The sequence below is a fragment of the Flavobacterium panacagri genome, assembly GCF_030378165.1.
Lineage (GTDB): Bacteria > Bacteroidota > Bacteroidia > Flavobacteriales > Flavobacteriaceae > Flavobacterium > Flavobacterium panacagri.
On sequence record NZ_CP119766.1, the window covers coordinates 2,019,535 to 2,038,628 of the forward strand.

Genomic DNA, 19,094 nt, shown 5'->3' on the forward strand with positions numbered 1-19,094 from the left:
CTGCTATTTATTGGAGATGAGTAGTGTTAAAATCGTAATTTTATGTGAAAAAGGTTTCTAATTGTTATTTGGCCAATTTATTTTTTGAAACAAATCCCAAACGACAATTCCTGCACTGACAGCGATGTTCAGAGAGTGTTTTGTTCCAAGCTGTGGAATCTCGATGCTTCCATCGCATATAGCAACAGCTTCTTGTGCTACTCCATATACTTCATTGCCAAAAACCAAAGCATATTTTTGGCCTTTTTCAATTTTAAAATCTTGAAGGAATATAGAGCTTTCAACCTGTTCAATGGCCATGGTAAGAACATTTTCTTTCTTTAAGTTTTCAATAACTTCAAGAACATTTTCATGATGTTCCCACGCTACCGTTTCAGTTGCACCAAGGGCAGTTTTATGGATTTCTTTGTTTGGAGGAGTTGCTGTAATACCGCATAAGATTATTTTTTCAATCAAAAAAGCATCTGCAGTCCTAAAAACAGAACCAATATTATGTAGACTTCGAATATCATCTAAAACTAATATTAAGGGAGTTTTTTCAGATTTCTTAAAATCTTCAATAGATTTACGGTCTAGTTCGCTATTTTCGAGTTTTCTCATCGGTGTTAAATTGTAGTCATAAAAAAAGCTTCCAAAGATAAGGAAGCTTTTTGATTATTTAAGTGTTTTTCAGATTAGCTTTTTACTGGATCTGGTAAAACAGTACCTTTAATAGTAAGGATTTTTGTAGGTTGTCCTTCTGCATTAGAAGTTACAGTTACAGTTTTTGTAAAAGCACCAACTCTGTCAGTAGCATATTTTACACCGATAACACCTTTAGCACCTGGCGCAATTGGTTCTTTTGGAGTAGTTGGAACAGTACAGCCGCAAGATCCTTGAGTGTTAGTGATAATTAATGGTTTAGTTCCGTTGTTTACAAAAACAAATTCGCGTTTTCCATCAGCATTGTGAGCGATAGTTCCGTAGTCAATCGTTTCTGTTTCAAAAGCCATTCCTGCTCCTTCAACTTTGGCAACTTTAGCTTTTTTAGTTGTTTGTGCGTTAGTAGCCGTAATACCAGCTACAGCTAACATAGCGAATAAAATTATTTTTTTCATCTTAAGGGTCTTTTTTTAAATGATAAACAAAGCTATATAAAATTCTTCAACCGTAAACTAAAAAAATCTTAAAATATTTTAATTTTTGAAGTTTTCGATATACCGTCAAAAAATCATAAATTCGCTGTCTTAATTTTTCATTTAAAACATAATAATTTGGCAGCTAAAGAGAAAGTGGTGAAGGAAACACCTTTAATGAAACAGTACAACGAAATCAAGGCTAAATATCCTGATGCATGTCTGCTTTTCAGAGTAGGAGATTTTTATGAGACCTTTGGAGAAGACGCCATTAGAGCTTCTAAAATTTTAGGAATAACATTGACTAAAAGAGGTGCAGGATCTGATACTGAAACAGCATTGGCAGGCTTTCCCCATCATTCTGTAAATACTTATCTGCCAAAGTTGGTTAAAGCGGGACTTCGTGTAGCAATCTGTGATCAGTTGGAAGATCCAAAAATGACTAAAACCATTGTAAAAAGAGGAGTAACTGAGCTGGTAACACCGGGAGTTTCTTTGAATGATGAAGTTTTACAATCTAAGTCAAATAATTTTTTAGCTTCTGTTTGTTTTACGAATAAAAGTATTGGAATTGCATTTTTAGATGTTTCTACAGGAGAGTTTTTGACGGCTCAGGGAAATGCAGAATACATTGATAAATTATTGCAGAATTTTAATCCGAGTGAGGTCTTGGTTCCAAAACATAATAAAAGTGATTTTAAAAATGCTTTTGGAGAAGACTTTCATAGTTTTTATCTAGAAGATTGGATCTATAAAGAAGACTATGCTTTAGAAACATTGACGAAGCATTTTCAAACCAATTCATTAAAAGGATTTGGAGTTGAAGAATTGAAAGAAGGAATTATTGCTTCTGGAGCTATTTTGTATTATTTATCCGAAACGCAGCATAATCGCGTGCAGCATATTACAGCAATTCAGCGTATTGCAGAAGATGCTTATGTTTGGATGGATCGTTTTACAATTCGAAATCTAGAGTTGTATCACAGTTATAATCCAAATGCTGTTACGCTATTGGATGTTATTGATAAAACACTTTCTCCGATGGGAGGGCGTTTATTAAAAAGATGGTTGGCTTTGCCATTGAAAGATGCTAATAAAGTAAAAAGCCGACACGAAGTGGTTTCGTACTTAAAATCTAATCCTGAAATTCTGCACAATATACAATATCAGATCAAACAGATTTCAGATTTAGAACGTTTAATTTCTAAAATTGCAGCAGGAAAAGTTTCGCCGCGTGAAGTGGTTTATTTGAAAGAATCGCTGGATGCTATTATTCCAATCAAAACAATTGCACTCGAAAGTCCGCAAGAAGCGGTAAAAGTAATTGGAGATAGTTTGCATGCTTGTGATTTGCTTCGTGAAAAAATCAAAAATACTCTAAATCAGGATGCGCCAGTTGCCATTTCGAAAGGAAATGCAATTGCGATAGGGGTAAATGAAGAATTGGATGAGTTACGTGCGATTTCAACTTCGGGAAAAGAATTTTTAGAAGGAATTGAAAAAAGAGAATCGGAAAGAACAGGGATTTCTTCGTTGAAAATTTCATTTAATAATGTTTTTGGATATTATATTGAAGTACGAAATACACATAAAGACAAAGTTCCAGAAGAATGGATCCGTAAGCAGACTTTGGTAAATGCAGAACGTTATATTACCGAAGAATTAAAAGAATACGAAACGAAAATTTTAGGTGCTGAAGAAAAGATTTATAAAATTGAAAGCGAACTTTTTGAGCAGTTAGTAGCCTGGATTTCGACTTATATCAAACCGGTTCAGATGAATGCCTATTTGGTTGCGCAATTGGATTGTTTGTGTTCGTTTACGCAAATGGCGGTTGAAAACCAATATGTATGTCCTGAAATTGATGATACGTTTGAATTAGATATAAAAAATGGAAGACACCCTGTAATTGAAAAACAATTGCCAGTTGGTACTCCGTATATTGCAAATGATGTTTTCTTAGACAGAGAAACACAGCAGATCATTATGATAACTGGGCCAAACATGTCAGGTAAGTCGGCTATTTTAAGACAAACCGCTTTGATTGTTCTTCTGGCTCAAATGGGAAGTTTTGTTCCTGCTGATAGTGTTAGAATGGGAATTGTAGATAAGATTTTTACCAGAGTAGGAGCTTCGGATAATATTTCAATGGGAGAATCTACTTTTATGGTGGAGATGAATGAAACTGCTTCGATTTTGAATAATATTTCAGATAGAAGTTTGGTTTTGTTAGATGAAATTGGAAGAGGAACCAGTACGTACGATGGAATCTCGATTGCTTGGGCAATTGCTGAATTCATACACGAGCATCCGGGAAGAGCTAAGACACTTTTTGCAACACATTATCATGAGTTGAACGAAATGACGGAATCAATGTCGAGAATTCAGAATTTTAATGTGGCAGTAAAAGAGTTAAAAGACACTGTTCTCTTTGTTAGAAAACTTGTAAAAGGAGGAAGTGCTCATAGTTTTGGAATTCATGTTGCTAAAATGGCTGGAATGCCACAGTTGGTGATTTCGAAAGCGCAGAAACTTTTGAAGAAATTAGAGAAGAATCATTCGAGTGATGCTTTAAACGGAATAAAATCGGCTAATGATGAAATGCAAATGAGTTTCTTTAATTTGGATGATCCGTTGTTGGAAGAAATAAAAGAAGAGATTTTAAATCTCGATATTAATGCCATTACACCGGTTGAAGCGTTGATGAAGCTTAATGAAATCAAAAGGATGCTGGTTAAAAAATAAAATTCAAAGAATTTTCAAATTTAAACTTTAGGTTATCAGAAGGTTATAAAATAAGTGGATTTTTTTTTAAAGAAACGCTTGTTTAATTGAATAAATGTCCTAAATTTGCACTCGCAATACGAAACAAATCAAGTGTTGTAGTTCTTAATAAAATTTGAAATGCGAAAATAGCTCAGTTGGTAGAGCGCGACCTTGCCAAGGTCGAGGTCGCGGGTTCGAGCCCCGTTTTTCGCTCAAAAACCATACAATGCTCGGATGGTGAAATTGGTAGACACGCTGGACTTAAAATCCAGTGAACAGCAATGTTCGTGCGGGTTCAAGTCCCGCTCTGAGTACTAAAGCCTCTTCTTTTGAAGAGGCTTTTTTTATTTGCGAACTTGCAGATAATAAATTTACGCAGTAAATTTATTAGAATCTCAGAATCTCAGAATCTTAAAAAAAAATCAATAATCTAAAATCTAAAATTTCTAAATGGGTGCTTTTGTAATTAGCAAGCGATTTAATGATGAATATAAGTTTACGTTTACTTCTCGTAAGGGAAAAGTAATTTTTACGAGTTTGAGTTATGAGCTGCGATTTGAATGTGAGGAGGATATTGAGAAATTTAAAGCCAATGTCGATCAGGCGAAATTTTTAAAATTTAAAGGTTCTGGGGGGAAGTATTTTTTTAAATTGATGCTGGGTGATGTGCAGTTTGCTACAAGTCGAAAATATAGCACGGAGTTGTTGCTGCAAAAGGGGATTAAGGAGATTGTAACGTATTCTTCTAGGTCGGAGATTTTGGATTTTTCTTCGAGTGAGTCGATTTTTGGAGATGAAGATGTGGAGGAGGAGCTTGAAGAAGCGGCGGAATAAAAAAAAAGCGTCTGCAATTGCAGGCGCTTTTTTTTAGTTTGATTAATTTTTGAAATTGATCAAAAAAAAAACCATCTTCTTAAGATGGTTTTAAAATCGTTAGAACTTAGGTTCTAATTATTTTTTTACTTCTTCTACTTTAGCAGCAGCAGAATCAACTTTAGCAGCAGCAGAATCAACAGTTGCAGCAGCAGAATCAACAACAGCAGCAGCAGAATCAACAGCTACAGCAGCTGAATCAACAGCAGGAGCTTCAGCAGCAGCGTCAGCTTTTTTACAAGATACAACAGTTAAAACAGCAACAACAGCTAAACTTAAAAATACTTTTTTCATCTTACTTTATTATAAAAGGTTAATTATTAATTCGTGGCAAAGATATAAATTTTTTAATATGTAAAATATTTTTTCACTTTTTTTTTAAAATATTTTCCTTACTCACGATTATCTTAGTTATCAAATAATATGCCAAAATAAGAAAAATATTTTATATTATCGGATGTTTTGTCTAATATATTTTTTATTGAAAATTCTATGGCTGTTTTGGCTTTTTAATTACGTTTGTTGTGGTTTATTTTGTTTTTTAAGGATTATTGCGTGTGATCAAATGCTTGAAAAATATGTTTTTTTGCTTTAATCGTCACAGAAAAGGGTTTTAATAGGTCAGAAAATAGATTTAAAGACCTAAGAAATATTGTTTAAAATGGTCTCTGTTGCACCTTTGTTTTTTTGAATAAATGAGCTGCAGATCTCACTTTTTTCTTTAAAGAATAAATTGTCGGACAGTAATCGGTCAAAAATATCTTTTAATTCTGTGTTAGATGAAATTACAGTGCATCCTTGTAATTCTACAAGTGAGACTGCTTCGGCAAAATTAGAATAGTTAGGGCCAATTACTATTGGAATTCCAAATGTTGCTGGTTCTAAGATATTATGGATACCTGGATTTCCAAATCCGCCCCCAACATAAGCGATTGTTCCGTAGCTGTAAATTTTGGTTAAAATCCCGATGGTGTCAATTATGAAGACATTATAAGTTTTTAAATCTTTGTTTTCTTTTTCAGAAAATAAAACGGTTGATTTAGTGATTTGTGATTTAAGATTCGAAATCTGATCAGCTTTAATATTGTGTGGTGCAATAATGAATTTTACATTTTCGGGCGCCTGATTGATGTATGCTGCAATCAAAGCTTCATCTTTTGGCCATGAACTTCCAATTATAATAGTTTGCTGGTTGTTTTTAAATCTTTCGATATACTCAAGAGAATTGTCTCTTTCTAAAATTGCAGCAACTCTGTCAAAACGAGTGTCACCGGAGACAATTACGTTTTTCAGGCCAATTGCTTCAATTTTTTGTTTTGAACTTTCATTCTGAACAAAGAAATAGGTAAATGCTTTTAGTGCATTTCTATAAAAACTGCCATACCATTTAAAAAACACTTGGCTGTCCCTGAAAATTCCCGAAATTAGATAAGTTGGTGTTTTGCTTTTTTCTAATTCCTTCAAATAGTTTAACCAGAATTCATATTTAATAAAAAAGGCAAATTCAGGATGAGTTAATTCTAAAAATTGTTTTGCATTGTTTTTGGTATCAAGAGGAAGGTAAATTGTAACGTCTGCAACTGTGTTATTTTTACGCACTTCGTATCCAGATGGGGAAAAAAAAGTTACAATGATTTTATGGGAAGGGTATTTTTCTTTGATTTTTTCGATAACGGGAAGACCTTGTTCATATTCGCCCAAAGAGGCAGCATGAAACCAGATCGTCTTATCTTCGGCTTTAATTTTTTCTTCTAAAATAGAAAATACGTTTTTTCGGCCTTCAACAAAAAGCTTAATTTTCGGACTAAATAGCGCTATGATTTTTAAGAAAAATCCTGCGGTGTAAATGGTTAGATTATATAAAAAAAGCATGCGATAATTTTTGCAGCTAAATTACATTTCTTTCGACTATTTTCATTGGTTTGAAGCTATTAATAACTATTTTTGTTCCTCCTTTTAGAGATTTCTGTCCAAAATAGAGTCTTTAATTTTAAATATTATTCAAAAATGAAAAAAATACAAATGGTTGACTTAAAGAGTCAATACGAAAAAATAAAATCTACTGTAGATGCCTCAATTCAAGAGGTTTTAGATACTAATACTTACATTAACGGTCCTTTAGTTCATCAGTTTCAAAAAAATCTAGAAGATTATTTAGGTGTAAAACATGTAATTCCGTGTGCCAATGGTACTGATGCTTTACAGATTGCCATGATGGGGTTAGATTTGAAACCAGGCGATGAGGTTATTACTGCCGATTTTACTTTTGCAGCTACCGTTGAAGTAATTGCTTTATTGCAATTAACTCCAGTTTTAGTTGATGTTGATTTGGTTAATATGAACATCGATATCGAGGCTGTAAAAAAAGCGATTACGCCAAAAACAAAAGCAATTGTTCCAGTTCATTTATTTGGTCGTGCGGCTAATATGGATGCAATTATGGAAATTGCCGCAGCACATAATTTATATGTCATTGAAGATAATGCGCAGGCAATTGGAGCTGATTATATTTCTAAATCTGGAACAAAATCAAAAGTGGGAACAATTGGTCACGTCGCAGCAACTTCATTTTTTCCGTCTAAAAATTTAGGTTGCTATGGAGATGGTGGGGCAATTTTTACAAATGATGATAAATTGGCTCACATCATTCGCGGTATTGTAAATCACGGAATGTACGAGCGTTACCATCATGATGTTGTAGGCGTGAATTCCCGTTTAGACAGCATTCAAGCAGGAGTTTTAAATGCAAAACTTCCTTTGTTGGATGAATATAATCAGGCACGTCGATTAGCGGCAACAAAATATAATGCGGCTTTTGCTGGAAATGCACATATAATTACACCAGATTTTGATGCAAACGAAAATGATCACGTTTTTCATCAATATGTGTTAAGAATTTTAGATGCAGACAGAAATGCCTTAATGCAGCATTTGTTGGATAAAGGAATTCCTTGTGCTATTTATTATCCAATTCCGTTGCACTCTCAAAAAGCATATTTGGATCCTCGTTATAAAGAAGAGCAATTTCCAGTTACGAATCAATTAGTTCAGGAAGTGATTGCTTTGCCAATGCATACAGAACTTGATGATGAGCAAATTAAATTTATAACGGATTCTGTTTTAGAATTTTTAAATAAATAAAAGATGAGAAGAGTTAGCCTTTTAGTTTTAATGATTTTTGTTCAGTTTTCAGTTTTGGCGCAAAAAACGAATGCTAAAGAAGAAATCGCTGTCAGTAGTCAAGTTGAAATTTTGCGTCAGGCAATGATTGATGCTGATGGGGCAAAATTAAAAGCATTGACTTCGGAACAATTAAATTATGTCCATTCCAATGGTAATTTTCAAAATCAAGCTGCATTTATCGACGGAATAGTGAGTGGAAAATCAGATTTTGTATCTATTGATTTTCAAAACCAGACTATCTCTATTCAGAATGATGTTGCCATAGTTCGACATGTTTTGTCGGCTCATACCAAAGATGATGGAATAGATAGAGATATTAAAATAGGAATAATGCTCGTTTGGCAGAAGCAAAAAAGCAAATGGGTACTTATTGCCAGACAAGCTTATAAATTAACTACATAAAAACAACCACAAAATGAAAGTATTAGTAACAGGAGGATTAGGATTTATAGGTTCTCACACAGTAGTCGAATTGCAAAATGAAGGCTATGAAGTAGTGATAATTGATAATCTTTCAAACTCTTCAGAAGATGTTTTAAGCGGCATTACAGCCATTACAGGAAAAACGCCTTTATTCGAAAAAATTGATTTAAGAGAAAAAAGTGCCGTTCAGGATTTCTTTAAAAAACATAGCGATGTTACGGGAGTAATTCATTTTGCAGCTTCAAAAGCGGTTGGTGAAAGTGTAGAACAGCCTCTGTTGTATTATGAAAACAATATCAGCAGTTTAGTATATCTGTTGCAGGAATTACAGCAAAAACCTGAAGCAAGTTTTATTTTTAGTTCTTCTTGTACGGTTTACGGTCAAGCCGAAAAAATGCCAATTACAGAAGATGCTCCAGTTCAGGCAGCAATGTCTCCTTATGGAAATACCAAACAAATTGGAGAAGAAATTATTACAGATACAGCGAAAGTGACTAATATCAGCGCTATTTTATTGCGTTATTTTAACCCAGTTGGAGCACATTCGTCAACAGAAATTGGCGAATTGCCTTTAGGAGTTCCTCAAAATTTAGTTCCGTTTATTACACAAACAGGAGCTGGTTTACGTCAGGAATTATCTGTTTTCGGAAATGATTACCCAACGCCAGACGGAACGGCTGTTCGTGATTATATTCATGTAGTGGATTTAGCAAAAGCACACGTAATTGCTCTACAGCGTTTATTGAATAAAAAGAATTTAGCGAAAGTGGAAACGTTTAATTTAGGAACAGGAAAAGGAAGTTCAGTTCTTGAGGTCATTCATAGTTTCGAAAAAGTTAGTGATAAAAAATTGCCATACACAATAAAGCCACGTCGTGAAGGCGATATTACAGAAGCTTATGCAAATACAGATAAGGCAAATAATGTCCTAGGATGGAAGGCTGAACTAAGTTTAGACGAAGCAATGGCGAGTGCTTGGAAATGGGAGCAAAAAGTGAGGAATAAATAGTTTTTTAATAAAATTATAAATTTTCAAAGTCCCAGATTATAGCAATATAGTTTGGGACTTTTTTTTAATGGCATTTTTATGAAACAAAATTTAGATTATAAATTAATTTTTGCTCTAGCGGCGGTTGGAATTATTTGGGGAACAACGTTTTTAGGAATTCGTGTTGCAGTTGAAACGATTCCGCCTTGGTTTGTAACCTCGATTCGTCAGGGATTGGCGGGATTAATCATGATGACAATTCTATTGTTCAAAAAAGAACTGCAATGGATTGGCTGGGAAAATTTAAAACATCAGCTCGTTCCTTCTATTTTGATGATTGTAGTGGCAAATGGTTTTACAACCGTAGCAGAACAGACGGTACCAAGCGGATTGGCTTCGGTAATCAGTGCTATGTCTCCTATACTTATTTTTCTGGGCAGTATTTTGTTTAAATTACAAAAGCCAAGTTTAAAAGGATTTGTTGGAGTTATAATAGGATTTTCGGGAGTCGTTTTTATATTTAAAGACGGACTAGGATCTTTTTTAGATGCCGATTACAGAATCGGAATGATGTTTATGGGATTTGCGATTACTGCCTGGGCAGCCGGAACAATTTATACCAAGCTGCATGGAAATAAATCTAAAAATATAGTTCTTAATTTATTTTACCAGTTTACAATGGCTTCTTGCATTCAGATTGTTTTGGCATTTGTTTTTTCGCCTACTATTGATGTGAATTTATGGAGTTCTAAAAGTATTTTAGCAGCATTGTATTTGTCAATTTTTGGATCAGTAATTGCTTTTTTCAGCTATAATTATGCCTTGAAACATGTTACTCCGGTTCAGGTTTCTATTTTAGCATATATCAACACCATTATTGCGGTATTTTTTGGCTGGCTGATTTTGGATGAAAAAATTACAATTGATTTTATAATTGCAACTATCCTGATCATTTTGGGAGTTTTTATTATTAATTACAAAAAGAAGGAAAAGGAAGCTGTATAAATTTTAATTCAATTTATTTTGTAAATTTGTAAGATTAAAATGTAGGAATAATGGATTCGGATAAAGAAAATAAAAAAGATAAGGTTGAAGAACCAAGAATAGAATATGAAGTTCAAAAACCGAAAATTCAAGGAATAGATCCTGAAACTTTTGATTTTGATGCCGAGTTTGCAAAGGGATTAACTCTAGAAGAAGCAAAAGTAGAATCCAGAAGAAGAATAAGGGAATGGTGGCAAGATAATTTTGATGTTGAATTTGCAAAAGGTTACACCAGAAGAATTTAAAGCCGAAATGTCTAAAAGGATAAATTTTTATCCTTGGAAATAATAAAAACAAAATCCTCATAAGCAATTAGTTCATGAGGATTTTTTTATGAGTATCGTTTTTAACTGATCACTAAAAACTGAATACTGAACACTAATTACGCGTTAGCAGTAACCGCTTCTTTATCAATTTTATTAATCAAACCAGCCAATACTTTTCCTGGGCCAACTTCAGTAAACAAAGTAGCGCCGTCAGCGATCATTTGCTGTACAGACTGAGTCCATTTTACAGGAGCAGTCAATTGAATGATTAAGTTCTTTTTAATTTCGTTTGCATCAGAAACCGCGTTTGCAGTAACGTTTTGGTAAACCGGACAAATTGGAGTAGAGAAAGTAGTTGCTTCAATTGCAGCAGCTAACTCTTCTCTTGCAGGTTCCATCATTGGAGAGTGGAAAGCACCTCCAACTGGTAAAATTAAAGCACGTTTTGCTCCTGCAGCTTTCATGGCTTCACAAGCTTTTTCAACAGCGGTTTTTTCTCCAGAAATTACTAATTGCCCAGGACAGTTGTAATTTGCAGCAACTACAACACCGTCGATAGAAGCACAAACTTCTTCTACAACATTATCGGCTAAACCTAAAACCGCAGCCATTGTAGATGGAGTGATTTCGCAAGCTTTCTGCATAGCAAGAGCACGTTGAGAAACTAATTTTAAACCATCTTCAAAAGATAAAGTTCCGTTAGCAACCAAAGCTGAAAATTCGCCTAAAGAATGTCCTGCCACCATTTCTGGTTTGAAATCTTCTAAAGTTTTCGCTAAAATAACAGAATGTAAAAATACAGCTGGCTGTGTAACTTTAGTTTCTTTTAGTTCTTCGGCAGTACCTTCAAACATAATATCAGTAATTCTGAAGCCTAAAATTTCATTGGCTTTTTCGAATAATTCTTTGGCTAAAGCCGAATTTTCATAAAGGTCTTTACCCATTCCTGTGAATTGTGCACCTTGACCTGGAAATACGTATGCTTTCATTTGTCTAATTTAATTTTTACTTTTTTTAAATTGAAAATTAGTTTCAATTGGTGCGCAAAAGTACTATTTTTTTAGCTTGTATAATCCTTAAACATATAAATCCATGCTAATCTTGAAAATCTCAGATTAAAAGGAGTGAATAAAACAATTGCAGCGACAATGATTGGAAAGATTCTAAAATCAAAATTCTTTTCAAAGAAAAACTGTGCAATACAATAGGTTGCAATTCCCTGAGCCACGGTTAATCCGTAGTTTACGTACATGGCGCCAAAGAAATAACCAGGCTCTTTTTGGAATTTATAATGACAGTGACTACAGTATTCATTCATTTTTGGGAAGCTAAAATTCAGAAAAATGTTTTTATCTGTAAATACTTTTCCTTTGTGACAAACAGGACATTCGTTTCTAAAAATATGAGTTAATGCATTTGACATGATCTTGCTATTTTTTGTTTATACAAAGGTAAATCAGAGTTTTATAAAACTCTTTTTTATATCTTCGCTTATTATAGCACAATAAAGACATTTGTTATGAAAAGATATCCCATTTACAGCGTTCAAAATTTTAGCTGTAACGATATTCACAAGGATTTTTATGTGAATACTTTTAAAGAGCATTTGAAAAGCCACAGTTTTGTCGAAGAACCGCATCGACACGATTCTTATTTGATGGTGTTTTTTACCAAAGGTTCGGGATTACACGAAGTCGATTTTGATCAATTTGAAATAAAAAGAGGGAGTCTTTTTGTGCTACAGCCAGGGCAGATGCATCACTGGAGTTTGTCTGAAGATATTGAAGGTTTTGTAATTATCTTTTCGCAGGAATTGTACAATTTGTATTTCGGACAGAAAAAAATCAACGACTATAATTTTTACCATTCCATTCATAACCGACCAGAAATGGTTTTTGAAGAAAAAGAACTTCCAAAAATCCTTCCGTATTTCAATCTGCTGATTCAGGAAAACAGCCAAGAAAGCAAATTTCAGTTAGATAAATTACTAAATCTGCTAGACTGTATTCATATTGAAGTAGCGAGAAAATACAGCGAAACCTATTCGCATCAAACCCATTCGTACAACATTAAAATTAATAAGTTCGAATCGCTTTTAGAAGAGTATTTCAGAACTCAAAAACTGCCTTCCTTTTATGCAGAAAAATTAAACATTACTTTAAAACATCTTAACAGAATCTGCAATGAAATCCTTCAAAAAACAGCCACAGAAGTAATCATAGATCGCGTAATCCTAGAAATTAAAAGAATGTTAATTGATAAACAATTAGCCGTAAACGAAGTTGCGTTTAAAGTAGGCTACGAAGATTACTCGTACTTCTCCCGTTTCTTCAAAAAACAAACTGGAATTTCCCCAACAGAATTTAGAAACACTGTGCGTTGATTTTTTTAGCCACGAATTCACGAATTATTTTTTCTTTTGCCACAGATTAGAGGATTTTCATAGATTTAATCCAAATAATCATTTTAATCTGTGGCATTAAATATTTCCACCATTTCGGATAAATAAATTCGTGAATTCGTGGCTAAAAAAAAATAAACCCCTGCGTCCTCACGCAGGGGTTTCAATAACCAACCAATTAAATCTAAAACCTAAAGATTAAGCTTGTTTTACAAATTGTAATTCAATGTTCAAACGAACTTCTTCGCCCACTAAAACGCCTCCAGTTTCAAGAGCTGAGTTCCAGTTTAAACCCCAATCTTTACGATTAATTTTTCCTTCTATGCTTAAACCAACTTTAGTATTTCCCCAAGGATCAGTCATGATGCCGCTAAATTCAACTGGGAATTTCACTGTTTTAGAAACACCTTTAATATCTAAATCTCCAGTTAATTCAAATTCACCATCGTTGATTTTTTTGAAAGCAGAAGATTTGAAAGTTAATTTTGGATGATCCTCAGCGTCAAAGAAATCACCGCTTCTTAAATGTCCGTCACGATCTGCGTTTGCAGTGTCGATAGAAGCGATATCAGCAGAAAAACTAAAATCTGCATTATCAAAACTATCTCCTTCTGTGATTGCAGAAGCATCATAAGTTCCAAATTTTCCTGAAACATTAGTAAACATCATGTGTTTAACTTTAAAACCAATTTCTGAGTGAGTTGGGTCAATTGACCATTTTGTAGTTGCCATAATTTTATTTTTTAAATATTTAATTTCATTTTGATAGGACAAAGTTACGGTGACAGTTGTCCTGAAGCACTTAACCTAGATTAAGAAATAAAAAATGCGATAAGTTTTTGGTTATCACATTTTGTGTAGAGACCTAACAGGTTTTTAAAATCTGTTAGGTTTTTTGGTTATTTATTGTTTATTCATATAAAATGTCAACGCTCCCGATGGACATTTGTTAATAGTAGAAATTATTTTTTCAGTTGTAGATTGTTCTGGAGTAATCCACGGTTTTTCTTTTGGGCGAAAAACATCCGGATTGTTTTTGACACAATTGGCCGAGTGAATACATTTTCCAGATTGCCATACAATAGTAACTTCTCCGTTTGTATATTCTTTAGTGAGGTTATTTGGGTTCATGGTTTAAAATTTTAAGGATTAGTTTAATTTTAAAGTCAGACCAATTTTTTTATTATAAAGTTAGCCTTTCTTTTTTAAAATTGCACAAAAAAGAAACGATAATAGTCTGATTAACAGATTTTTTATCGTTTCAAGGTACAGGTGAAAATATTGTTTTACGAATTAATAATTCATCGGAACATCCATTAATAAAAATTCAGCATCTGTATTCGCTTTAATGTTTAAAATGTCAGTTCCTGAAATTCCAACTGCATCACGGCTGTTTAATTCCTGACCGTTGATCGTTACATTTCCTTTTAAAACGAAAGCATAAACTCCGTTTCCTTCTTTTTTGATTTTGTATTCAGTTGCGATTCCGGCATCAAAATTCCCCATGTTGAACCAAGCATCTTGGTGAATCCAAACTCCTTCATCATCAGCATTTGGAGATAAAATTTGAGATAATTTATTATGTCTGTCCGCAACATCCAAAGTAATTTGTTGGTAACGTGGCGTAACATTTCTTTTGTTTGGGAACAACCATATTTGCAACAATTTAGTCTGTTGATCTGCATTTGGGTTAAACTCACTGTGTTGAACTCCAGTTCCAGCACTCATAACCTGAATATCACCATTTTTGATAATTTCAGTATTTCCCATGCTGTCTTTATGAGCCAAATCTCCTTCAAGCGGAATCGTAATAATTTCCATATTATCATGAGGATGCGTTCCAAAGCCCATTCCGCCCGCAATCGTATCATCGTTCAAAACACGAAGCGCTCCAAATTGAATTCTGTCTGGATTGTACCAGCTTGCAAAACTAAAACTATGATAAGCGTTCAGCCATCCGTGATTTGCATTTCCTCTTGATTCTGCTTTGTGCAATACTATATTTTCCATGATTTTGTCTTTTATTTATTTTGATAGTACAAAGATACCACCACGGTAAGCGAAAAGCACTTAATCTAGGTTAAGAAAAGATTCTAAGGAGCTAAGATGCTAGGAGGTTAAGTTTTTTTGGAGCAGAGATTTTTAGTTTTCAAAAGACCATTAGTCCCGCTATCCGTTACAATCTTTTGTGCCGAATCCCGTCACAAAAGGATTTCCACTTCTATCGGGGCTAGATTAGAAGTTTTTGTTTTCAGAAGAGGCTGTTGAAAGAAAGACTTAACGATTCTAGTTTCTCAGGATGACAAGATTGTGGTTAAGTCTAAAAACCGAATTATTTAATCCTAATCAATTTTCCTTTCCCAACCACTACATCAAGATAATTTGCAACAGGACTTTGTTTGTCATGCATGTAAAACAGAATCGTGTCTTTTGTAATCTGATCTTTAGGAATGCTGATAACTAAATCGGTATTGATGAAGTTGTCCAATAGTATTGTATTGTCGTATGAAATTTTTCCTTTTGGCAGATACTTGTTATCAAACTTAAAAACGCTATCGCTAAAAGTAATTTTATCTTTCAGGATATAAGAACCTTCGTCTTCAATCAAATAATTGTAACGGCCAGTAAGTTTATCTGTTTTCTGGTTGAAGTTGATGAAAAACAGAGTCATTATTAAAGCAAAATATTTCATAAGATTCTAACTGTATTGATTGATAAACTGCTGCACCACCAAATCTGTATTCTCATGGCGTTTCTTTCTTTCTAAAACTACAGGAGGTGCGGCTCTTTCTAAACAATCCTGAACGGCACAGGTTTCGCAAGTTACACCAACAATTCTTTTGACCAAAGGTTTGCCTTCAATAAACTTGAATTTCTTTTTCATTGTTGGATTTATCAGAATCCCAACAGAAATACTTCGAATAGTATCATGCAAAAAAGGATCTTTGGTTGCTGACGAAAATACTAAATATTCATTACCGCTGTTAGCGTAGCTGGAAATTTGAGCATCAAAAAAGTGAGATTTATTTTGTTTGATGGCTTCATCAATCGTTTTTACTGAAACCCATCTTCTGCAATAATGTTCGTTGGTTTCGTTAGCGTGCGGTTCCTGCTGATGTGTAATGTGTAATTCTTTGTTGATTTGATAGACATCAGAACCAATTCGGTGTGATAATCTTAAAAAGAAAAGATTCTTTAATTGGAAATCCTTTGGCAGTAAATTAGTCAATCGCTGATAAAAAGATTCAGGCGAAACCTCAAAACTTTCAATTAACTGAACAAATTCCTCGGGTTTTGGATTTTCATTTTCTAAAAAAGAATTGATTTTATCAACAACTAATTTTCTAGGCAATATTAAAGCGCCTGCAAAATAAGAAGCGTAAAAATTATTCAAAACTTGATCAAAATTGTCAAATTTAATCCAGCTGAAAGTCAGCAGACGATCTGATATTTTTAGATAATTATAGGCAATTTCTTTGGCTAAAATAAAAGCTTTTTGCGGCGCATCGAGTTCTGTAGAGAGTAATAATGTTTTGCTTTTTGGAACATAAATCGAACGTAAATCACCCAGTGCTTCCTGATCTGTAAAAGCAATGTCTTTAATAATGTATTCGTATTCTTCTTTTAAAATGGCTTCTAATTCCTCAATGCTGATTTTAGAATCCAGATTAATCTGAAAAGACTTCGAAAACGAAATTACTTTCTCTTCTAAATCATCAAAATAATTGCTGTGCGCTTCCTGATAAGAACGCAAAGAGGCCAAAAAGAAGCTTTCACGGCTTAAATTATAATGCTGAGCAATTTCAAAAATCGTACTGATAAACGCATTGACTTTTGCGGGAGCATTGGCAATAATATCAATTAAATCGGCTTCCTGAATTCCGAAAAGCTCTAGCGGAATCTCTTTCAAAATTCCGGATTTTAAAATTTCTCCAATCGGAGCGAGGTTGTTATCGAGTTTTAATGATACCATTTGGTCGTAAGTCACGTCCAGATGTTCGCATAGTAGCAAAATTTTATCTGTTTTTGGATATTTTTTTCCCTTTTCAATCTCGTTTAAGTACGATTTTGAAAGATTGGTCAATTTGGCTAAGCCAAAAAGCGAAAGATTTTTTTGAATCCTAACCTGCTTTAGTTTTAGCCCAAATATCAGCTTTATATATTCTTTTTCGATATCCATAATATCAAATGTAATCGATTTAAAAATAATCGCCAAAAAAATATTTTTAAATTTTAGCGAACGTTCGCTATTTTTATCAAAAACTTTTTGTAACATTGTGGTGTAAAACTTATTAGCTATTAGGTTGTTAATTGAATTTTGCTTTTTTAAGGCAGGTCAAACTCAAAAACAATTCAATGGCTGGTCAATAAAAAATAAAACCACAGCTATGAAAAACCAAACTGAAATTATCGAAACGGCAATGGAATTTTTAGCCGAAAAAAAGCTTCGTTATCCAAAAATCTGGACAGAAGAAGCGATTGTTTTCATAACCGAATTACACCGAAAATTCGAATCGCAGCGTAAACTGCTTCTTTTGCAGCGCGAACAGAAACAAGTCACTTTTGATCAGGGAATCATGCCGGTTTTTATTCCAGAAACAAAAAGTATCAGAGAAGGAAGTTGGACAGCTGGTGAGATTCCGAAAGACTTATTAGACCGAAGAGTAGAAATTACTGGGCCGGTTGATCGCAAAATGATCATCAACGCTTTGAATTCGGGAGCCAAAACTTTTATGGCCGATTTTGAAGACAGCACTTCGCCAACTTGGCAAAACCTGATGGACGGTCAAGTAAATTTAATCGATGCGGTAAACAAAACAATTACTTATACGGATTTGGTAAAACAAAAATCCTATCATTTAAATGAAAAAATCGCAACGCTAATTGTACGTCCAAGAGGTCTGCATTTGACCGAAAAGCATGTTTTAATTGAAGGAAATGAAGTTTCGGGTTCTTTGGTAGATTTTGGTTTGTATGTGTTTCATAATCATAAAAAACTTCTAGAAAACAACTCTGCCCCATATTTCTATATTCCGAAATTGGAACATTATCTGGAAGCAAGATGGTGGAATACTGTAATTGATTTTACAGAAGATTATCTGAATCTGAAACGAGGTACAGTAAAAGTGACGGTTTTAATTGAGACCATAACGGCAAGTTTTCAGTTAGACGAAATCATCTATGAATTAAAAGAACATATCGTTGGCTTGAACTGTGGACGCTGGGATTATATTTTCTCTTATATCAAAAAGTTTAGAAAAAATCCAAAATTCATTGTTCCGGATCGCGATCAGGTAAATATGACTTCACCATTTATGAATGCCTATTCCAATTTGGTTATCCAAAGATGCCATAAACGTGGTATTCATGCGATTGGCGGAATGGCAGCACAGATTCCAATTAAGAATAATGAAGAAGCAAATGCTGTCGCTTTCGCGAAAGTAAAAACCGATAAAGAACGTGAAGTTCGAAACGGCCACGATGGAACCTGGGTCGCGCATCCAGATTTAGTTGCAATAGCGAAAGCCATTTTTGATAAAGGAATGCCAACGCCAAATCAGATTCATGTAAAAAGAGAACATCGAAGAATTACAGAAACAGATTTGATCGAACCGCCAATCGGATTGATCACAGAAAACGGTGTTCGAAAAAACATCAATGTTGCGATTTTGTACTTGGCTTCATGGTTGAACGGACAAGGCGCTGCAGCTTTGCACAATTTAATGGAAGATGCAGCAACTGCGGAAATTTCGAGATCGCAATTGTGGCAATGGCTTCAAAATAAAGTGATTTTAGATAATGGACGAAAATTAGATTTAGCATATTATCATGAATTGGCTTTAGATGAATCTCAAAAAATTAAGGAAGAATTAGGAGCAGAAAATCACGAAAAACAGCAATTTCCTTTAGCAGAAAAAATGCTGGAAAGATTAGTTGTAAATCTTCATTTTGTAGATTTTCTAACGATTCCGTGTTACAAATATTTATAAGTTTTTAAACACATAGAAACATAGATTTTAATTTTTCTATAAAAA

20 protein-coding genes and 2 tRNA genes are annotated in these 19,094 nt (G+C 33.9%); 11 read left to right on the top strand and 11 right to left on the bottom strand.

Features of this window, described 5'->3' with window-relative positions; all coding sequences use genetic code 11:
• Nucleotides 1-57 precede the first annotated feature (57 nt).
• Together P2W65_RS09085 and P2W65_RS09090 are read right to left on the bottom strand one after the other, a co-directional pair.
• On the bottom strand, nt 58-600 hold the full coding sequence (locus tag P2W65_RS09085) for an RNA methyltransferase (RefSeq protein ID WP_289665034.1): 543 nt from the start codon (nt 598-600) through the stop codon (nt 58-60).
• A 74-nt stretch (nt 601-674) separates the two neighbouring features.
• On the bottom strand, nt 675-1,097 hold the full coding sequence (locus P2W65_RS09090) for a DUF1573 domain-containing protein (RefSeq protein ID WP_289665036.1): 423 nt from the start codon (nt 1,095-1,097) through the stop codon (nt 675-677).
• Between the two features lie 156 nt (nt 1,098-1,253).
• On the opposite strand from P2W65_RS09090, the gene mutS reads away from it, so the two are divergent.
• The 4 genes from mutS (at nt 1,254) to P2W65_RS09110 (ending at nt 4,715) form a co-directional block, all read left to right on the top strand.
• Nucleotides 1,254-3,860, top strand: a complete 2,607-nt coding sequence (gene mutS / locus P2W65_RS09095; RefSeq protein ID WP_289665037.1) for a DNA mismatch repair protein MutS — start codon at nt 1,254-1,256, stop codon at nt 3,858-3,860.
• Between the two features lie 161 nt (nt 3,861-4,021).
• Nucleotides 4,022-4,094 (top strand) — tRNA-Gly (locus P2W65_RS09100).
• A 15-nt stretch (nt 4,095-4,109) separates the two neighbouring features.
• A tRNA-Leu gene (locus P2W65_RS09105) sits at nt 4,110-4,195 on the top strand.
• Nucleotides 4,196-4,331: 136 nt separating this feature from the next.
• Nucleotides 4,332-4,715 (top strand): DUF1508 domain-containing protein, encoded by a 384-nt coding sequence (locus P2W65_RS09110; protein WP_289665038.1) that lies wholly within the window; start codon nt 4,332-4,334, stop codon nt 4,713-4,715.
• Between the two features lie 117 nt (nt 4,716-4,832).
• Here P2W65_RS09110 and P2W65_RS09115 read toward each other — a convergent pair whose 3' ends face one another.
• Nucleotides 4,833-5,048: a PG1828 family lipoprotein gene (locus P2W65_RS09115; RefSeq protein WP_109191883.1), complete on the bottom strand. Its 216-nt coding sequence runs from the start codon at nt 5,046-5,048 to the stop codon at nt 4,833-4,835.
• Nucleotides 5,049-5,396: 348 nt separating this feature from the next.
• Nucleotides 5,397-6,626, bottom strand: a complete 1,230-nt coding sequence (locus P2W65_RS09120) for a 3-deoxy-D-manno-octulosonic acid transferase (RefSeq protein ID WP_289665039.1) — start codon at nt 6,624-6,626, stop codon at nt 5,397-5,399.
• 135 nt (nt 6,627-6,761) lie between these two features.
• Here P2W65_RS09120 and P2W65_RS09125 point away from each other — a divergent pair, with 135 nt between their 5' ends.
• The 5 genes from P2W65_RS09125 to P2W65_RS09145 all read left to right on the top strand — a co-directional run bounded on the left by P2W65_RS09125 (nt 6,762) and on the right by P2W65_RS09145 (nt 10,637).
• The gene (locus P2W65_RS09125) at nt 6,762-7,895 is read left to right on the top strand and encodes a DegT/DnrJ/EryC1/StrS family aminotransferase (RefSeq protein ID WP_289665040.1); all 1,134 of its coding nucleotides are present in this window, start codon (nt 6,762-6,764) and stop codon (nt 7,893-7,895) included.
• Nucleotides 7,896-7,898: 3 nt separating this feature from the next.
• A complete protein-coding gene (locus tag P2W65_RS09130; protein WP_289665041.1) occupies nt 7,899-8,339 on the top strand; it encodes a nuclear transport factor 2 family protein in 441 nt (146 codons plus the stop codon).
• Nucleotides 8,340-8,352: 13 nt separating this feature from the next.
• The gene (gene galE, locus P2W65_RS09135; RefSeq protein ID WP_289665042.1) at nt 8,353-9,369 is read left to right on the top strand and encodes a UDP-glucose 4-epimerase GalE; all 1,017 of its coding nucleotides are present in this window, start codon (nt 8,353-8,355) and stop codon (nt 9,367-9,369) included.
• Nucleotides 9,370-9,447: 78 nt separating this feature from the next.
• Nucleotides 9,448-10,353, top strand: coding sequence for a DMT family transporter (locus tag P2W65_RS09140; RefSeq protein ID WP_289665043.1), 906 nt, complete (start codon nt 9,448-9,450; stop codon nt 10,351-10,353).
• Between the two features lie 50 nt (nt 10,354-10,403).
• A complete protein-coding gene (locus P2W65_RS09145; protein ID WP_289665045.1) occupies nt 10,404-10,637 on the top strand; it encodes a hypothetical protein in 234 nt (77 codons plus the stop codon).
• A gap of 137 nt (nt 10,638-10,774) precedes the next feature.
• Here P2W65_RS09145 and fabD read toward each other — a convergent pair whose 3' ends face one another.
• Both fabD and P2W65_RS09155 read right to left on the bottom strand, forming a co-directional pair.
• Nucleotides 10,775-11,647, bottom strand: coding sequence for an ACP S-malonyltransferase (fabD, locus tag P2W65_RS09150; RefSeq protein ID WP_289665047.1), 873 nt, complete (start codon nt 11,645-11,647; stop codon nt 10,775-10,777).
• A 71-nt stretch (nt 11,648-11,718) separates the two neighbouring features.
• The gene (locus P2W65_RS09155; protein WP_289665048.1) at nt 11,719-12,081 is read right to left on the bottom strand and encodes a DUF983 domain-containing protein; all 363 of its coding nucleotides are present in this window, start codon (nt 12,079-12,081) and stop codon (nt 11,719-11,721) included.
• A 96-nt stretch (nt 12,082-12,177) separates the two neighbouring features.
• Between P2W65_RS09155 and P2W65_RS09160 the strand changes: the two genes are divergently transcribed.
• A complete protein-coding gene (locus P2W65_RS09160; protein WP_289665049.1) occupies nt 12,178-13,041 on the top strand; it encodes a helix-turn-helix domain-containing protein in 864 nt (287 codons plus the stop codon).
• 216 nt (nt 13,042-13,257) lie between these two features.
• Here the strand turns inward: P2W65_RS09160 and P2W65_RS09165 are convergent, their stop codons facing one another.
• From P2W65_RS09165 to P2W65_RS09185, 5 genes are all read right to left on the bottom strand, one after another.
• The gene (locus P2W65_RS09165) at nt 13,258-13,791 is read right to left on the bottom strand and encodes a YceI family protein (protein WP_289665050.1); all 534 of its coding nucleotides are present in this window, start codon (nt 13,789-13,791) and stop codon (nt 13,258-13,260) included.
• Nucleotides 13,792-13,962: 171 nt separating this feature from the next.
• Nucleotides 13,963-14,190, bottom strand: a complete 228-nt coding sequence (locus P2W65_RS09170) for a (4Fe-4S)-binding protein (RefSeq protein WP_179001474.1) — start codon at nt 14,188-14,190, stop codon at nt 13,963-13,965.
• A gap of 162 nt (nt 14,191-14,352) precedes the next feature.
• Nucleotides 14,353-15,069: a pirin family protein gene (locus P2W65_RS09175; protein ID WP_289665052.1), complete on the bottom strand. Its 717-nt coding sequence runs from the start codon at nt 15,067-15,069 to the stop codon at nt 14,353-14,355.
• A 322-nt stretch (nt 15,070-15,391) separates the two neighbouring features.
• Nucleotides 15,392-15,751, bottom strand: a complete 360-nt coding sequence (locus tag P2W65_RS09180) for a hypothetical protein (protein ID WP_289665054.1) — start codon at nt 15,749-15,751, stop codon at nt 15,392-15,394.
• 6 nt (nt 15,752-15,757) lie between these two features.
• Nucleotides 15,758-17,239 carry a helix-turn-helix domain-containing protein gene (locus tag P2W65_RS09185; RefSeq protein WP_289666176.1) on the bottom strand — a complete coding sequence of 494 codons (1,482 nt, stop codon included), beginning with the start codon at nt 17,237-17,239 and terminating at the stop codon, nt 15,758-15,760.
• 208 nt (nt 17,240-17,447) lie between these two features.
• Between P2W65_RS09185 and aceB the strand changes: the two genes are divergently transcribed.
• Nucleotides 17,448-19,049, top strand: coding sequence for a malate synthase A (gene aceB, locus P2W65_RS09190; RefSeq protein ID WP_289665056.1), 1,602 nt, complete (start codon nt 17,448-17,450; stop codon nt 19,047-19,049).
• Nucleotides 19,050-19,094: the final 45 nt, after the last annotated feature.

Excerpts from the sequence above, each read along its gene's own strand:
- P2W65_RS09085 (WP_289665034.1), bottom strand. The coding sequence starts at position 600 with ATGAGAAAACTCGAAAATAGCGAACTAGACCGTAAATCTATTGAAGAT.
- P2W65_RS09090 (WP_289665036.1), bottom strand. The coding sequence starts at position 1,097 with ATGAAAAAAATAATTTTATTCGCTATGTTAGCTGTAGCTGGTATTACG.
- P2W65_RS09110 (WP_289665038.1), top strand. The coding sequence starts at position 4,332 with ATGGGTGCTTTTGTAATTAGCAAGCGATTTAATGATGAATATAAGTTT.
- P2W65_RS09115 (WP_109191883.1), bottom strand. The coding sequence starts at position 5,048 with ATGAAAAAAGTATTTTTAAGTTTAGCTGTTGTTGCTGTTTTAACTGTT.
- P2W65_RS09120 (WP_289665039.1), bottom strand. The coding sequence starts at position 6,626 with ATGCTTTTTTTATATAATCTAACCATTTACACCGCAGGATTTTTCTTA.
- P2W65_RS09125 (WP_289665040.1), top strand. The coding sequence starts at position 6,762 with ATGAAAAAAATACAAATGGTTGACTTAAAGAGTCAATACGAAAAAATA.
- P2W65_RS09130 (WP_289665041.1), top strand. The coding sequence starts at position 7,899 with ATGAGAAGAGTTAGCCTTTTAGTTTTAATGATTTTTGTTCAGTTTTCA.
- galE (WP_289665042.1), top strand. The coding sequence starts at position 8,353 with ATGAAAGTATTAGTAACAGGAGGATTAGGATTTATAGGTTCTCACACA.
- P2W65_RS09140 (WP_289665043.1), top strand. The coding sequence starts at position 9,448 with ATGAAACAAAATTTAGATTATAAATTAATTTTTGCTCTAGCGGCGGTT.
- P2W65_RS09145 (WP_289665045.1), top strand. The coding sequence starts at position 10,404 with ATGGATTCGGATAAAGAAAATAAAAAAGATAAGGTTGAAGAACCAAGA.
- fabD (WP_289665047.1), bottom strand. The coding sequence starts at position 11,647 with ATGAAAGCATACGTATTTCCAGGTCAAGGTGCACAATTCACAGGAATG.
- P2W65_RS09155 (WP_289665048.1), bottom strand. The coding sequence starts at position 12,081 with ATGTCAAATGCATTAACTCATATTTTTAGAAACGAATGTCCTGTTTGT.
- P2W65_RS09160 (WP_289665049.1), top strand. The coding sequence starts at position 12,178 with ATGAAAAGATATCCCATTTACAGCGTTCAAAATTTTAGCTGTAACGAT.
- P2W65_RS09165 (WP_289665050.1), bottom strand. The coding sequence starts at position 13,791 with ATGGCAACTACAAAATGGTCAATTGACCCAACTCACTCAGAAATTGGT.
- P2W65_RS09170 (WP_179001474.1), bottom strand. The coding sequence starts at position 14,190 with ATGAACCCAAATAACCTCACTAAAGAATATACAAACGGAGAAGTTACT.
- P2W65_RS09175 (WP_289665052.1), bottom strand. The coding sequence starts at position 15,069 with ATGGAAAATATAGTATTGCACAAAGCAGAATCAAGAGGAAATGCAAAT.
- P2W65_RS09180 (WP_289665054.1), bottom strand. The coding sequence starts at position 15,751 with ATGAAATATTTTGCTTTAATAATGACTCTGTTTTTCATCAACTTCAAC.
- P2W65_RS09185 (WP_289666176.1), bottom strand. The coding sequence starts at position 17,239 with ATGGATATCGAAAAAGAATATATAAAGCTGATATTTGGGCTAAAACTA.
- aceB (WP_289665056.1), top strand. The coding sequence starts at position 17,448 with ATGAAAAACCAAACTGAAATTATCGAAACGGCAATGGAATTTTTAGCC.